This is a genomic window from Streptomyces sp. NPDC002564, from assembly GCF_042889645.1.
Lineage (GTDB): Bacteria > Actinomycetota > Actinomycetes > Streptomycetales > Streptomycetaceae > Streptomyces.
Map to the genome: position 1 here is coordinate 258,857 of NZ_JBIARE010000002.1, position 17,353 is coordinate 276,209.

At 72.9% G+C, this 17,353-nt stretch carries 2 protein-coding genes; both read left to right on the forward strand.

Annotated features, from left to right (window positions below; genetic code table 11):
- Window positions 1-34 precede the first annotated feature (34 nt).
- Window positions 35-12,202 carry an SDR family NAD(P)-dependent oxidoreductase gene (locus ACFYXE_RS07825; RefSeq protein ID WP_389310088.1) on the forward strand — a complete coding sequence of 4,056 codons (12,168 nt, stop codon included), beginning with the start codon at window positions 35-37 and terminating at the stop codon, window positions 12,200-12,202.
- A 17-nt stretch (window positions 12,203-12,219) separates the two neighbouring features.
- Window positions 12,220-17,307, forward strand: a complete 5,088-nt coding sequence (locus tag ACFYXE_RS07830) for a type I polyketide synthase (protein ID WP_389310091.1) — start codon at window positions 12,220-12,222, stop codon at window positions 17,305-17,307.
- Window positions 17,308-17,353: the final 46 nt, after the last annotated feature.

A 17,353-nucleotide genomic window follows, 5' to 3' on the forward strand; every position in this document is an offset into this window, starting at 1 on the left:
CGCGACAACCACGCTGAAGGCTGGGTGAACTCTCATGGCGAGTGAAGAGCAACTGGTCGACTACCTCAAGCGGGTGGCCGCCGAGCTGCACGACACCCGGCAGCGCCTGCGCGAGGTGGAGGACCGCCGCCAGGAGCCGGTGGCGGTCGTCGGCATGGCCTGCCGGTTCCCCGGCGGCATCGAGACGCCCGAGGGCCTGTGGGACCTGGTCGCCGCGAGCGACGACGCCATCGAGCCCTTCCCGACCGACCGCGGCTGGGACCTGGCGGGCATCTACCATCCGGACCCCGACCACCCGGGCACCTGCTACGTCCGCGAAGGCGGCTTCGTCGGCGGCGCCGACCGGTTCGACTCGGACTTCTTCGGGTTCAGCCCCCGCGAGGCCCTCGCCAGCAGCCCGCAACTGCGACTGCTCCTGGAGACGTCCTGGGAGGCCCTCGAACGGGCGGGCATCGACCCCGCGACCCTGAAGGGCAGCCCCACCGGCGTCTACGTCGGCGCCGCGACCACCGGCAACCAGACCCAGGGCGACTCCGGGGGCAAGGCCACCGAGGGGTACGCGGGCACCGCGCCCAGCGTCCTGTCCGGCCGGGTCTCCTTCACGCTCGGTCTCGAAGGCCCCGCGGTGACCGTCGAGACGGCGTGCTCCTCCTCGCTCGTCGCCATGCACCTGGCGTCCAACGCCCTGCGCCAGGGAGAGTGCGACCTCGCCCTCGCGGGCGGCGTCACCATCATGTCCACGCCGGAGGTGTTCACCGGCTTCTCCCGCCAGCGGGGCCTGGCCCCCGACGGCCGCTGCAAGCCGTTCGCCGCGGCGGCCGACGGCACGGGCTGGGGCGAGGGCGCCGGCCTGATCCTCCTGGAGCGCCTTTCCGACGCCCGCCGCAAGGGGCACAAGGTCCTCGCGGTGCTGCGCGGCTCCGCCATCAACCAGGACGGCGCCAGCAACGGCTTCACCGCACCCAACGGCCCCTCCCAGCGCCGCGTCATCCGGCAGGCCCTCTCCAGTGCCCACCTCGCCACGTCGGAGATCGACGTGGTCGAGGCGCACGGCACCGGCACGCGCCTCGGCGACCCGATCGAGGCCGAGGCGCTCATCGCCACGTACGGCAAGGAACGCGAGGACGAACGGCCCCTGTGGCTCGGCTCGGTGAAGTCGAACATCGGCCACACGCAGGCCGCGGCGGGCGTCGCGGGCGTCATCAAAATGGTGATGGCCCTGCAGAACGACCTGCTGCCCGCCACCCTGAACGTCGACGAACCCACCCCGCACGTCCAGTGGGACGGCGGCGGCGTGCGCCTGCTGACCGAACCCGTGCCATGGCGGCGCGGCGAGCGCCCGCGCCGGGCGGGCGTCTCGTCCTTCGGCATCTCGGGCACGAACGCGCACGTGATCCTGGAGGAGGCGCCGGAGGAACCGGCCGAGGAGCCGACCGGGCAGCTTCCCGGGCGCCCGGCCGGGGCGACCGACGCGCTGGTGCCCTGGGTGGTCTCCGCCCGGGGCGAGGACGCACTCCGCGAACAGGCCCGCAGGCTGGCCGAGTTCGTGTCCGAGCACGCCGAGGCGCCGATCGGTGAGATCGGCTGGTCGCTGGCCACGGCCCGCTCGGTCCTCGAACACCGAGCCGTGGTCGTCGGCGGCGACCGGGACACACTGACGGCGGGCCTCGGGGCGCTGGCGTCGGGTGAGGCGTCCGCGGACGTGGTGTCCGGGGTGGCCGGGGATGTGGGTCCGGGGCCGGTGCTGGTCTTTCCCGGGCAGGGGTCTCAGTGGGTGGGCATGGGTGCTCAACTCCTGGACGAGTCTGCGGTGTTCGCGGCGCGGATCGCGGAGTGTGAGCGCGCGCTTTCGGCGCATGTGGACTGGTCGTTGTGTGAGGTGTTGCGGGGGGACGGGAGTGAGCTGTCCCGGGTTGAGGTTGTCCAGCCGGTGTTGTGGGCGGTCATGGTGTCGCTTGCCGCCGTGTGGGCCGATTACGGGATCACCCCGGCCGCGGTCGTCGGGCACTCTCAGGGCGAGATGGCTGCCGCCTGTGTGGCGGGTGCGCTGTCGCTGGAGGATGCGGCGCGGATCGTCGCCGTACGCAGTGATGCGTTGCGCCGGTTGATGGGTCACGGAGACATGGCCTCCCTCAGCACGGGCGCCGAACAAGCCGCCGAGCTCATCGGGGACCGGCCAGGCGTATGCGTCGCCGCCGTCAACGGGCCATCCTCTACGGTGATTTCGGGGCCGCCCGAGCATGTGGCCGCCGTGGTGGCGCAGGCTCAGGAGCATGGTCTTCGCGCCCGGGTGATCGACGTCGGCTACGCCTCTCACGGCCCGCAGATCGACGACCTCCACGACCTGCTCACCGAACGCCTGGCCGATATCCAGCCGGTGTCCACCGACGTGGCGTTTTACTCGACCGTCACGGCCGAGCGCCTGAGGGACACCACGGCGCTGGACACGGAGTACTGGGTCACCAACCTGCGGCAGCCGGTCCGTTTCGCCGACACCATCGACGCTCTTCTCGCCGACGGCTACCGCCTGTTCATCGAGGCCAGTGCCCACCCGGTGCTCGGTCTGGGCATGGAGGAGACCATCGAGCGGGCGGACGTCTCCGCCTCCGTGGTCCCCACCCTGCGCCGTGACCACGGGGATGCCGCCCAGCTCGCCCGTTCCGCCGCGCAGGCGTTCGTCGCGGGTGCCGACGTCGACTGGCGGCGCTGGTTCCCCGCCGAGCCCACCCCTCGTACCGTCGATCTGCCCACGTACGCCTTCCAGCGGCGCAGCTACTGGCTTCCGGTGGACGGTGTCGGGGACGTGCGGTCCGCCGGGCTGCGGCGGCTCGAGCACACGCTGCTGCCCGCGGCGCTGGGGCTCGCCGACGGAGCGCTCGTGCTGACCGGGCGGCTCGCCGCGTCCGGCAGCGGCGGCTGGCTCGCCGACCACGCGGTGGCGGGCACGACCCTCGTGCCCGGCGCCGCGCTGGTCGAGTGGGCGTTGCAGGCGGCCGACGAGGCGGGCTGCGCCACGCTTGAGGAACTGACGCTCCAGTCGCCCCTGGTGCTGCCCGCCACCGGGGGGTTGCAGGTCCAGGTGGTCGTGGGCACGGCCGACGAGCAGGGCGGCCGGCGCGAGGTGCGCGTCTTCTCCCGCGTCGACTCCGACGAGGCAGCGGACCCGGACGAGGGCTGGACGTGCCACGCCACCGGGATGCTGAGTCCCGAACCCGCCGACGTGGCCGACGGATTGGCCGGCACCTGGCCGCCGGTCGGCGCCGAGCCGGTGGAGATCGGCGACCTGTACGAGCGGGCCGCGTCGGAGGGTTACACGTACGGGCCCTCGTTCCAGGGCCTGCGTGCCGTGTGGCGGGACGGACGGGACCTGCTGGCGGAGGTGACGCTGCCCGAACAGGCGGGCGCCGAGGACGGCTTCGGCATCCACCCCGTCCTGCTGGACGCCGCCCTGCACCCGGCGCTCCTGCTGGACGGCGACGCCGCGGACGACGGCGACGCCGTGGGCCCGCGCCTCCCGTTCGCCTGGAACGGGGTGTCCCTGTGGGCGACCGGCGCCAACACCGTACGGGTACGTCTCACCCCGTACGTGGAGGAGGGCGGCGCCGCCCTGCGCGTGACCGTCGCCGACGCCGCCGGAGCGCCGGTGCTGAGCGTGGACTCCCTCGCCCTGCGGCCCGCCGACCCCGAACTGCTGCGCGCGGCCGGCCGGACCGGCGGAGGCACCGGCAATCTGTTCACCGTGCGGTGGACGCCCCTGCCCGAGGCCGTCGTGGCGGAGGATGCGTCCGAGTGGGTGGTGCTCGGCCGGGACATCCCATCCTGGGCCGGGCCGGACACGACCCGCCACCCGGATCTGGCGGATCTCGTGGCCTCGCTCGACGAGGGGCGCCGGGCTCCCGCGACGGTCCTGGCCGGGTTCGCCTCCGCGGACGGCGGAGCAGCAGCCGGGCTCGCCGCTCCGGTGGGCCGAGCCGGTGCTGACGGCGCAGAGGCGGTCGGCGCGGCGGCGGACACGAAGCTCGACGCGCGTGGCCGGGCCGTCGCCGAGGAGGCCCTGGACCTGCTGCGCGGCTGGCTCGCGGAGCCGCGTCTCGCCGAGTCCCGGCTCGTCCTGCTCACCACCCACGCGGTGTCGATACCGGCGGCAGGCGACGGCGGGCAGGGCGCGGCGGAGATTGACGCTCCCGCCGCCGCTCTGTGGGGCCTGATCCGCGCCGCACAGGCCGAACACCCCGACCGTTTCGTCCTGTTGGACGTCACGCCGGGCGCGGAGGGCGCTACGCCGGGCGCGGTGGACGTCACGCCGGGCGCGGTGGACGCGACACCGGGCGCAGAGGGCACAGCACCGGGCGCAGAGGGCACAGCGCCTGGCGCGGAAGGCGCTGCTGTCGCGCGCGCCCTCGCCACCGGGGAACCGCAGCTGGCCCTGCGCGACGGCGTGCCCCTCGCCCCCCGCCTCGCACGTGCCACCGCCCACGGCCAGGGGAACCCGGAAGCCGCGGAGCACACGGAGCTCGACCCCGACGGCACCGTCCTCATCGCGGGCGGCACCGGCATGATGGGCGGCCTGGTCGCCGAACACCTCGTCCAGGCCTGGGCGGTACGCCATCTCCTGCTCGTCAGCCGACAGGGCCCCGACGCGCCGGACGCCCGTGACCTCGCCGACCGCCTCACCGGACTCGGCGCCGACGTGCGGATCGTGGCGGCCGACCTGACGGACGAGCGGGCCACCGCCGAGCTCGTCGCGTCGGTCGACCCGGCGCACCCGCTGACCGGCGTGATCCATGCGGCCGGTGTCCTGGACGACGCCGTGGTCACCGCCCAGACCGCCGACAAGCTGGCCAGGGTATGGGCGGCCAAGGCCTCCGTCGCCGCCAACCTGGACGCGGCCACCTCCCGCCTGCCGCTCGCGCTGTTCGTGATGTTCTCCTCCGCCGCAGGTGTCCTCGGCAACGCGGGGCAGGCCGGATACGCGGCGGCCAACGCCTTCGTCGACGCCCTCGTCGCCCGCCGGCACGGCGCCGGCCTGCCCGCCCTGTCCATCGCCTGGGGCCTGTGGGCGCGGGGCAGCGCCATGACCCGTCACCTGGACGATGCCGACCTGGCACGTCTGCGGGCGGGAGGCGTGAAGCCACTCCTCGACGAGCAGGGACTCGCCCTCCTCGACGCGGCACGGGAAGCCGCCGCGCACACCTCCCTCGTGGTCGCCGCGGGCATCGACGTCGGCGGACTCGCCCGGGACGACGTGCCCGCGATCCTCCGCGACCTGGCGGGCCGGACCCGCCGCAGGGCCGCGTCCGACGCCACCGTGGACAAGGGCGCGCTGGAGCGCCGCCTCGCGGGCCTGGACGAAGACGCTCGCCGCGATGTCGTCGCCGACGTAGTCCGGGAGTGCGTGGCGGCCGTCCTCGGCCACCGTTCGGCGTCCGACGTCCGGACCGGGGCCAACTTCAAGGACCTGGGCTTCGACTCGCTCACGGCGGTCCAGCTCCGCAACCGGCTCTCGGCGGCCAGCGGCCTCCGCCTGCCCGCCACCCTGGCCTTCGACCATCCGACCCCGCAGGCCCTCGCGACCTACCTCTCCACCCGACTGGGCGGTACCGCGAACGTGCCCGCCGCCCCCGTGGCACCCTCCGTGTCCACGACGGACGACCCGGTCGCGATCGTCGCCATGGCCTGCAAGTACCCGGGTGGGGCGACCTCTCCGGAGGCGTTGTGGGACCTGGTGGACCGGGGTGTGGACGCGATGGGTGCGTTCCCGGCCGACCGTGGCTGGGATCTTGACCGGCTCTTCCACCCCGACCCGGACCACCCCGGCACCAGCTACGCCGACGAAGGGGCCTTTCTGCCGGACGCGGGTGATTTCGATGCGGCGTTCTTCGGGATCAATCCGCGTGAGGCGTTGGCGATGGATCCGCAGCAGCGGTTGCTGTTGGAGGCGTCGTGGGAGGTGTTCGAGCGTGCGGGCATCGACCCGACGACCCTCAAGGGCAGCCCGACCGGCACCTATGTGGGCGTGATGTACCACGACTACGCGGCAGGCCTCGCGCAGGACGCCCAGCTGGAGGGCTACTCCATGCTGGCGGGATCCGGCAGCGTCGTCTCCGGCCGGGTGGCCTACACCCTGGGCCTGGAGGGGCCCGCGGTGACGGTCGACACGGCCTGCTCCTCCTCGCTGGTGTCGATCCATCTGGCCGCGCAAGCACTGCGTCAGGGTGAGTGCGACCTCGCCCTCGCGGGTGGCGTGACCGTCATGGCCACCCCCGAGGTCTTCACCGGCTTCTCGCGGCAACGAGGCATGGCCCCCGACGGCCGCTGCAAGCCGTTCGCCGCCGCGGCCGACGGCACGGGCTGGGGCGAAGGAGTCGGCGTACTCCTGTTGGAACGTCTCTCCGATGCGCGTCGCAACGGTCACCAGGTCCTGGGGATTGTGCGGGGTTCGGCGGTGAATCAGGACGGTGCGAGTAATGGGTTGACGGCGCCCAATGGTCCGTCGCAGGAGCGGGTGATTCGTCAGGCGTTGGCGAGTGGCGGTCTGGTGGCGGCTGATGTGGATGTGGTGGAGGGGCACGGTACGGGGACGACGTTGGGTGATCCGATCGAGGCGCAGGCTTTGTTGGCGACGTATGGGCAGGGTCGTGGGGTGGACCGGCCTCTGTGGCTCGGCTCGGTGAAGTCGAACATCGGCCACACTCAGGCCGCTGCGGGTGTTGCGGGTGTCATCAAGATGGTGATGGCGATGCGGTGTGGTGTGGTGCCGGCGAGTTTGCATGTGGATGAGCCGTCGCCGCATGTGGATTGGGATGCGGGTGCGGTGCGGTTGGCGGTGGAGTCGGTGGCGTGGCCGGAGGTGGGTCGTCCGCGGCGGGCTGGTGTGTCGTCGTTCGGTGCGTCGGGGACGAACGCGCACGTCATCCTGGAGTCCGTCCCGCAGGCTGTCGTCGAGCCCGTGGTCTCGGAGGGTGTCCCGGTCACCGACGACACCGGAGCGATCGTGCCCTGGATGCTGTCGGCACGCACCACGGAGGCCCTGCGCGACCAGGCGCGACGCCTGATCGACGCGGTGACACTCGATCCGGCCGCACCCCTCCACGACGTGGGCTGGTCCCTGCTGCGCACGCGCTCGCTGTTCGAGCAGCGAGCGGTCGTCGCCGGACACGAGCGCTCCGAACTGCTGGCCGGACTCGCAGCATTGGCAGCGGGAGAAACCCACCCGGCCCTGACCGAGCCGCGCAACGGAGCGGCGACGTCCCACGGTGACGTGGTGTGGCTGTTCAGTGGTCAGGGCAGCCAGCTCGTGGGTATGGGCTCCGGGCTCTATGAGCGATTCCCCGTGTTCGCGACCGCCTTTGATGAGGTGTGTGGGCTGTTGGATGTGGAGTTGGGGGTGTCGGGCGGGTCGCTTCGGGAGACGGTGTTTCACGGGCCGCGGGAGCGGTTGGATCACACGATGTGGGCGCAGGCGGGGTTGTTTGCGTTGCAGGTGGGGCTTGCGCGGTTGTGGGGGTCGGTGGGTGTCCGGCCGGATGTGGTGGTCGGCCATTCGGTCGGTGAGGTCGCCGCCGCTCATGTGGCGGGGGTTTTGTCGTTGGCGGATGCCTGTCGGGTGGTGGGTGCGCGGGCCCGGTTGATGGGCGGGTTGCCGGTGGGTGGTGCGATGTGTGCCGTTGAGGCGACGGTGGACGAGCTGGCGGCTGACCTTGAGGGATCTGATGTCGGTGTGGCCGCGGTCAACATGCCTGATTCGACGGTGATTTCGGGTCCGTCGGAGGAAGTGGAGCGGGTTGCTGAACTGTGGCGGGCGCGGGGGCGCAAGTCCAAGGCGCTCACGGTCAGTCACGCGTTTCATTCGGTGCTGATGGAACCGATGCTGGCGGAGTTCGGTGAGGCGTTGCGGGGTGTGGAGTTCCGTCGGCCGTCGATTCCTTTGATCAGCAACGTGTCGGGCCGGGAGGCGGGGGAGGAGATCGCGACTCCCGAGTACTGGGTGCGTCATGTCCGTCAGCCGGTGCTCTTCCACCCCGCCATCGCCCAAGTGGCCTCCAGGGCGGGTGTGTTCGTCGAGCTCGGTCCGGCCCCCGTACTCACCACGGCCGCGCAACACACCCTTGATGACGTCGCTGATCCTCAGGGCCCCGAGCCCGTGCTGGTTTCCTCGCTCTCCGGACGCGCGGGCCCTGCGGGCGAACGCTCCGAGGAGGAGGCGTTCGTGGGTGCGGTGGCGGGTTTGCATGTGGCTGGTGTGGGGGTGGAGTGGTCGGGGTTGTTCCCGGGCGATCGGGTGCCGGGTGTGGTGGGTCTGCCGACGTATGCGTTTCAGCGGGAGCGTTTTTGGCTGGTGGGGCGTTCGGGTGGGGCGGATGTGTCGGGGCTGGGTCTGGTGTCGGCGAAGCATGCGTTGCTGGGTGCGGCGGTGGAGTTCGCTGATCGGGGTGGTTGTTTGTTGACGGGGCGGTTGTCTCGTTCGTCGGTGGGTTGGCTGTCTGATCATGTGGTGGCCGGGGCGGTGTTGGTGCCGGGTGCGGCGTTGGTGGAGTGGGCGTTGCGGGCCGGGGATGAGGTGGGTTGCGGTTCGGTGGAGGAGTTGATGTTGCAGGCGCCTGTGGTGGTGCCTGAGTCGTCGGGTCTGCGGGTACAGGTCGTGGTCGAGGAGGCGGCGGAGGACGGCCGTCGGGGCGTGCAGGTCTACACGCGCCCTGATGCCGAGGCCTTGGACGGTGACGGATCGTGGGTCTGCCACGCGACCGGCATCCTCACCCCCACCCCCACCCCCGCCCCCGACGCGGCCGACGGTCTGGCAGGCCTGTGGCCTCCGGCCGGTGCCGAACCGGTGGGCGTCGAGGACTTCTACGAGCGGGTGGCCGAGGCCGGTTACGCGTACGGGCCCGCGTTCCAGGGGCTGCACGCCGTGTGGCGGGACGGCGACGACCTCGTCGCCGAGGTCGTCCTGCCCGAGGCGGCCGGTGCGCACGACGGCTACGGCATCCACCCCGCCCTCCTGGACGCCACCCTCCACCCGGCCCTGCTCCTCGACTGGCCGGACCACACGGACCAGCCGGAGGGCGGCGACGGCAAGGTCTGGCTGCCGTTCACCTGGAACGAGATCTCCCTGTGGGCCGCGGGCGCCGGCACCGTACGCGTACGTCTGTCGCCCGGCGCGCACGACGAGGCCGAACGGGACGTACGGGTGCTGGTCACCGACGCCACGGGGGCGAACGTCCTCAGCGTGGGCTCGGTGTCCCTGCGGCCCGCGGACATCGGTCAGTTGCGGACCGCGCAGCCGCAGGAGGGCCTGTTCGCGGTCGACTGGACGCCGCTCCCCCTGACGCAGGAAACGGGCGAAGGCGGCGGTGACGGTGAGGGTGACGACTGGGCCGTGCTGGCTGACGGCGCCGGAATCGCCGGGATCACCGAAGTCGCGGAGGCCGTGGCGGCGGGTGGTGAGGCGCCGTGGGCGGTGCTCGCGCCCGTCGGAGCCGCCGCGGACGACGGTCTGCCGGTCGCCGGGCACGTGCTGTCCCTCGTACAGGAGTTCCTTGCGGCGCCGGAGCTGGCCGAGTCCCGGCTGCTGCTCGTGACGCGGGGAGCCGTGGCGGTCGACAGGGACGGTAACGGCGGCGCCGGGCTCGACCCTTCCGCCGCTGCCGCGTGGGGCCTGGTCCGCAGCGCCCAGTCCGAGCACCCCGGCCGCCTCGCCCTGGTCGACGCCGGGCCTCACGCGGAGGACCTCCCGCACGACTTCCCCCAGTGGCTGCCCCAGTCCCTGCCCCAGCCCCTGATCCGCCGAGCGGTCGAAGACCTCGACGAACCCCAACTCGCCCTGCGAGACGACGTGATGGTGGTCCCGCGTCTGGTCCGTGCGACCGACGGCGCGTCGCTGCCGGCGCCCGCCGACCGCGCCTGGCGGCTCGACAAGGGCGGCGCGGAGACCCTGGAGAGCGTGGCGCCCGTCGCGTACCCGGAGGTCCTGGAGCCCCTCGCTCCCGGACAGGTCCGCCTTGACGTCCACGCGGCGGGCATCAACTTCCGCGACGTCCTCGTCAGCCTGGGCATGGTGCCGGGGCAGATCGGCCTGGGCGGTGAGGGCGCCGGGGTCGTGACCGAGGTCGGCCCCGACGTGTCGGACCTGTCGGTCGGCGACCGAGTCATGGGCGTGCTCCACGGCTCCTTCGGCCCGACGGCCGTCGCGGACACGCGGATGGTCGCGCCCGTCCCCCGGGGCTGGGACATGCGCGAGGCGGCCGGAATGCCGGTCGCCTACCTCACCGCTTGGTACGGGTTGGTGGAGCTGGCCGGGCTGAAGGCGGGCGAGCGTGTGTTGATCCACGCCGCCACCGGTGGCGTGGGGATGGCGGCGGTCCGGATCGCCCGCCATCTCGGCGCCGAGGTGTTCGCCACCGCGAGTCCCGGCAAGCACGCCGTGCTGGAGGACATGGGCATCGATGCCGCCCACCGCGCGTCCTCCCGGGACACCGGCTTCGAGGGCGCCTTCCGTGAGGTCACGGACGGTCGGCCTATGGACGTCGTGCTCAACAGCCTGACCGGTGAATTCATCGACGCCTCGCTGCGATTGCTGGGGGAGGGCGGCCGGTTCCTGGAGATGGGCAAGACCGACCTGCGCACTCCCGAGGAGGTGGCCGCGCGGTACGCGGGCGTCACGTACACCGTGTACGACCTCGTCGGCGACGCCGGACCCGACCGCATCGCGGTCATGATGCGGGAGTTGGGCGAACGCTTCGCCTCCCGGGACCTCGCTCCGCTGCCGGTACGTTCCTGGCCGCTGGACAAGGCACGCGAGGCGTTCCGGTTCATGAGCCAGGCGAAGCACACCGGCAAACTGGTGCTCGACGTGCCCGCGCCGCTCGACCCCGAGGGCACGGTGCTGATCACCGGCGGTACCGGAGTCCTCGGGCGGTTGGTGGCCGAGCATCTGGTGCGGGAGTGGGGTGTACGGCACCTGCTCCTCGCCAGCCGCAGCGGTACGGAAGGCCCCGGAGTCGGCGAACTCGTCACGGAGCTGGAGAAGTTGGGTGCGGAGGTGGCCGTGGCCGCTGCCGATGTGGGCGACGCGGATTCGGTGGCGGAGCTGATCGGCAAGACGGATCCTTCGCATCCGTTGACCGGGGTCGTGCATGCGGCGGGTGTGCTGGAGGACGCCGTCGTGACCGCGCAGACCCCGGAGGGCTTGGGTCGCGTGTGGGCGGCCAAGGCTGCCGCCGCTCGGCATCTTCATCAGGCGACGGCCGGGATGCGCCTCGGCATGTTCGTGGTGTTCTCCTCGGCCGCCGCCACCCTCGGCAGTCCCGGACAGGCCAACTACGCGGCGGCCAACGCCTATTGCGACGCGCTCATGCAGCACCGACGCGCACACGGTCAAGCCGGACTGTCCGTCGGCTGGGGGCTGTGGCAGGCCACGGGCGGCATGACGGGCGGCCTCGGCGAGGCCGATGTCGCCCGGATGGGACGTATCGGCGTCAAGCCCATGAGCGGGGAGTACGCGCTGACGCTGCTCGACGCCGCCCACCGCCACGGCGAAGCCCACCTCGTCGCCGCCGACCTGAACACCCGCACCTTCGCGGGCAGGCCCGCCGAGGCCCTGCCCGCCCTGCTCCGCGCGTTCGCCGCCGGACAGGGCTCCGCACGGCCCACGGCGGCCGCCGCCCGGCAGAACATCGACTGGGCGGGCAAACTCTCGGTCCTGTCCGTCGAGGACCAGCACCGCACCCTGCTCGACCTGGTGCGCACGCACGCGGCGGCGGTGCTCGGCCACGGCGGTGCCGACGCCGTACGCGCCGACGCCCCCTTCCAGGACCTCGGCTTCGACTCGCTCACCGCCGTCGAGCTGCGCAACCGCCTCTCGTCCTCGACCGGCCTGCGCCTGCCCGCCACGTTCATCTTCCGGCACCCCACCCCGTCCGCGATCGCCGACGAACTGCGCACGAGGCTGTGCCCCGCGGGCGCCGACCCGTCGGCACCCCTCTTCGGCGAGCTGGACAAGCTGGAGACGGCGATCACCGGCCACGCCCACGACGCGGACACCCGGGGGCGGCTCGTGGCGCGCCTGCAGAACCTGCTGTGGCGCCTGGACGACACCGGGGGCGGCGCGGCGGAAGCCGACGCGGACGCAGGCGAGAACGGCGACCTCGATTCCGCGTCGGACGACGAGCTCTTCGAGCTGATCGACCGAGAACTGCCTTCTTGATCAGGAGTGGAGAAGACATGCCGGGTACGAAAGACATGCCGGGTACGGAGGACAAGCTCCGCCACTACCTGAAGCGCGTGACCGCCGACCTCGGGCAGACCCGCCAGCGCCTGCGCGACCTGGAGGAGCGGCGGCGGGAACCGGTGGCCATCGTCGCGATGGCTTGCCGGTACCCGGGCGGCGTGATGTCGCCCGAACAACTGTGGGACCTGGTCGCCGCCCAGGGCGATGCCATCGAGGCGTTCCCCGCGGACCGCGGCTGGGACGTCGGCGGCCTCTACCACCCCGACCCGGACCACCCCGGCACGACCTACGTGCGGGAGGCGGGCTTCCTGCGGGACCCCGCGCGCTTCGACGCGGACTTCTTCGGCGTCAACCCGCGCGAGGCACTCGCCGCCGACCCGCAGCAGCGCGTGCTCCTCGAAGTGGCCTGGGAACTGTTCGAACGCGCGGGCATCGACCCCGCCACCCTCCGGGACACGCTCACCGGCGTGTACGCGGGCATGTCCAGCCAGGACCACATGTCCGGCGGCCAGGTGCCGCCGGAGGTCGAGGGGTACGCCACCACGGGCACCCTCTCCAGCGTCATCTCCGGCCGCATCGCCTACACCTTCGGCCTGGCGGGCCCCGCGGTCACCCTGGACACGGCGTGCTCCGCGTCGCTGGTGGCCATCCACCTGGCCTGCCAGGCACTGCGCCAGGGCGACTGCAACCTGGCGCTGGCCGGCGGGGTGACCGTACTGTCCACCCCCACGGCGTTCGTGGAGTTCTCCCGCCAGCGCGGTCTCGCCCCGGACGGCCGCTGCAAGCCGTTCGCCGAGGCGGCCGACGGCACCGGCTTCTCCGAAGGCGTCGGCCTGATCCTCCTGGAACGCCTCTCCGACGCGCGCCGCAACGGACACCACATCCTCGGCGTCGTCCGCGGCTCGGCCGTCAACCAGGACGGCGCGAGCAACGGCCTCACCGCTCCCAACGACGTCGCCCAGGAACGCGTGATCCACCAGGCCCTGACCAACGCCCGCGTCACCGCGGACTCCGTCGACGCCGTCGAGGCGCACGGCACCGGCACCACGCTCGGCGACCCCATCGAGGGCAACGCGCTCCTCGCCACGTACGGCAAGGACCGGCCGGCGGACCGGCCCCTCTGGCTCGGCTCGGTGAAGTCGAACATCGGCCACACCCAGGCCGCGGCCGGGGTCGCGGGCGTCATCAAGATGGTCATGGCCATGCGCCACGGCGAGCTGCCCGCCTCCCTGCACATCGACCGGCCCACGCCCCACGTGGACTGGGAGGACGCAGGGGTACGGCTCCTGACCGACCCCGTGCCGTGGCCCAGGACGGACCGCCCCCGCCGGGCGGGCGTCTCCTCCTTCGGCATCAGCGGCACCAACGCCCACCTGATCGTGGAACAGGCCCCCGAACCGACCGCCACCGAGGAGGAGCCGACGGAGCACTCCGCCGCCCCCTCCGACGGCCGCGTGGTTCCGTGGCTGGTCTCGGCACGCGGCCAGGACGCGCTGCGGGCCCAGGCGGCCGCCCTGACTGAACGGGCACGCACCGAGACCGAGTTGGTGCACCCCGTCGAGGTCGGCTGGTCCCTCCTGAGGACCCGTGCGCTGCACGACCGTCGAGCCGTCGTCATCGGCGCGGAGCGGGCCGACCTGGTGGCCGCGCTGGCGGCGCTGGCGGCAGGGGAGCCGCATCCGTCCCTGATCGGCCCGGCACCGGCGGCGGTCGGCGCCGGCAAGGACGTGGTGTGGCTGTTCAGTGGTCAGGGCAGCCAGGTCGTGGGTATGGGTGCGGGGTTGTATGAGCGTTTCCCGGTGTTCGCGACCGCCTTTGACGAGGTGTGTGGGCTGTTGGAAGCGGAGTTGGGGGTATCGGGCGGGTCGCTTCGGGAGACGGTGTTTCACGGGCCGCGGGAGCGGTTGGATCACACGATGTGGGCGCAGGCGGGGTTGTTTGCGTTGCAGGTGGGGCTTGCGCGGTTGTGGGGGTCGGTGGGTGTCCGGCCGGATGTGGTGGTCGGCCATTCGGTCGGCGAGATCGCCGCTGCTCATGTGGCGGGGGTTTTGTCGTTGGCGGATGCCTGTCGGGTGGTGGGTGCGCGGGCCCGGCTGATGGGCGGGTTGCCGGTGGGTGGCGCGATGTGTGCCGTTGAGGCGACGGCGGACGAGCTGGCGGGAGACCTTGAGGGGTCTGATGTCGGTGTCGCCGCGGTCAACATGCCTGATTCGACGGTGATTTCGGGTCCGTCGGAGGAAGTGGAGCGGGTCGCTGGACTGTGGCGGGCGCGGGGGCGCAAGACCAAGGCGCTCACGGTCAGTCACGCGTTTCATTCGGTGTTGATGGAGCCGATGCTGGCGGAGTTCGGTGAGGCTCTTCGGGGTGTGGAGTTCCGTCGGCCGTCGATCCCGCTGATCAGCAACGTGTCGGGCCGGGAGGCGGGGGAGGAGATCGCGACTCCCGAGTACTGGGTGCGTCATATCCGTCAGCCGGTGCTCTTCCACCCCGCCATCGCCCAAGTTGCTGACAAGGCTGGGGTGTTCGTCGAGCTCGGCCCGGGCCCGGTGCTGATCACGGCCGCCCAGCACACCCTGGACGGCCTGCTGGCCGACGCCGACGCCGACGCCGACGCGGACACCGGAAGCGCCCCCGGCGCCGCCCCCGTCGCGGACGGCCCGGAGCCGGTCGTCGCCGCCTCACTCCACCCCGCAGAGCCCGACGACGTCGCCTTCGCGCAGGCGATGGCCCGCCTGCACACAGCGGGCGTCGACGTGGACTGGTCGGCGTACTTCCCGGCCGACCCCGCGCCCCGCACCGTCGGCCTGCCCACCTACGCCTTCCAAGGGCGGCGGTTCTGGCTGGGCGACCTCCCGGCCACCGGTGCGGCGGCGGAGGCGGGCGGCGACGACGCCGGGTTCTGGGCGGCCGTCGAGGGCGCGGACGTCCAGGCGCTCTGCGACACCCTGCACCTCAAGGGCGACGCGGACAGGGCGGCTCTGGAGACGGTGTTCCCCGCGCTGTCCGCCTGGCGGCGCGAACGCCGTGAGCAGTCGGTCGTCGACGGGTGGCGGTATCGCGTCGACTGGCAGCACGTCGACCTTCCGGTGCCCGCCGCCGCCGGGGCGGGCGCCTGGGTGATCGTGGCACCCGCGACCGGCGCCGGATCCTGGCCGCAGACCTGCGCACGTGCGTTGGACGATGCCGGTGTGCCGGTGGCTCTCGTCGAGGTGGATCCGGGCGCGGAGCGGGCAGACGTCGCCGCGCTGCTGAGGTCGGGGCAGGCCGGCATCGCGGACGGCGTGCCGCTCGCCGGAGTCCTGTCGCTGCTGGCCCTCGGCGAGGGGACGGACCCCTCCGGCCCGGCCGCGTCGCCCGACGGCCTCACCGGCACCCTGTCCCTGCTGCACGGCCTGCTCGACGCGGGCATCGAGGCGCCCGTGTGGTGCGCCACCCGCGGTGCCGTCTCCTGCGGCGACGCCGATCCGGTGATCTCCCCGGAACAGGCCGCCGTATGGGGACTCGGCCGCGTGGCCGCGCTCGAACACCCTGAGCTGTGGGGCGGCCTGCTCGACCTGCCCGCGGAGCCGGACGCACTGGACACGCAGGCGCTGTACGCGCTGCTGTGCGGGGACGGCGCCGAGGACCAGGTCGCGCTGCGCCGGGGCGGTGCGCTCGGCCGCCGCCTGATGCCCGACGTGACGTCCGGTGCCGGGCCCGCCGAACACTGGGAGCCGCACGGCACCGTTCTCGTGACGGGCGGCGTCGGCCCGCTCGTCGATCAGGTCGTACGGTGGCTCGCCGCGTCCGGGGCCGAGCACGTCGTACTCCTGGACACCGACCCCGAAGGCGGCGGTCACCGGGACGATGAGCTCGCCGCCGAAGTAGCCTCGCACGGAACCAAGTTGACACTCCTTGCGGGTGGTCCCCTCCACGGGGTGGAGGCGCTCGACGGGCTCGCGGACGGGGAGATACGCACCGTCATCCACACCTCGCTGCCCGGCGAGCTCGCACCGCTCGCCGAAGTGACCCCCGAGGCGCTGGGCGAGGCCGCTTCCGCCGCCGTGCGGCTGGCCGGACTGGCGGAGGCGGCCTGGGCCGGGTCGGTGGAGACCGTCCTGTACTTCTCTTCCGTCGCCGCTTCGCTGGGCAGCAGGGAGCACGGCGCGTACGCGGCCGCCAATGCCTACCTCGACGCGCTCGCGCAGCGGACCGAAGCCGAAGCCGACCCCGAAGCGGCAGCCGGAGCCGGAGCCCGAGTACGACGCACGGTCTCCGTGGGCTGGAGCCTCTGGGACCTGCCGGACGATGATGACGTCGCACGCGGCGCCGGAGGGCTCTCCCGCCGACAAGGGCTTCCGCCCCTGGAGACGCAGTTGGCACTCGGCGCCCTGCGTGCGGCACTCGGCGGCGGTGCGGGACACACCCTGGTGGCCGACGTCGACTGGGACCGGTTCGCGCCGCTGTACACCCTGGCAAGGCCCACCCGCCTGCTCGACGCGGTGCCCGCGGCCCGGCGGATCCTCGACGCCTCCTCGGACGGTGCCGAGAGCGCGGAGGACGCCTCGGCCCTGCGCCGCGAGCTGGCCGCCCTCCCTGCGCGCGAACGCACCGGCATGCTCCTGGAGGTGGTCCGTACGCAGGTCGCCGCCGTCCTGCGCTACGAGCCGGGACAGGACGTCGAGTCGGAGAGGGCGTTCAAGGACCTGGGCTTCGACTCCCTCGTGGTCGTCGAGCTGCGCAACCGGCTGCGCGCCGCCACCGGCCTGCGGCTGCCCGCCACCCTGGTCTACGACTATCCGACCCCCCGCGCCCTGGCCGAGCACCTCCTGGACCGGGTGCTGCCCGACGGCGGGGCCGGCGAGCTGCCGGTGGCCGCCCATCTCGACGACCTGGAGGCGACCCTCGCCGGGCTCGCCGTGGACGACCCGCGCCGCAAGGGGCTCGTCCGGCGCCTGCAGGCCCTGCTGTGGAAGCAGCCGGACGCCACGGCGGTCGGCGCGCCCGCCGACGACGAGCCGGGCGAGGGGGAGGACCTGGCCACGGCGAGCGCCGACGACATGTTCGCGCTGATCGACCGGGAGTGGGGGACGACGCGGTGACGCGTGCGGTCGGACGGGGCCCGAACGATGTCGGCGGCGCGAAGAC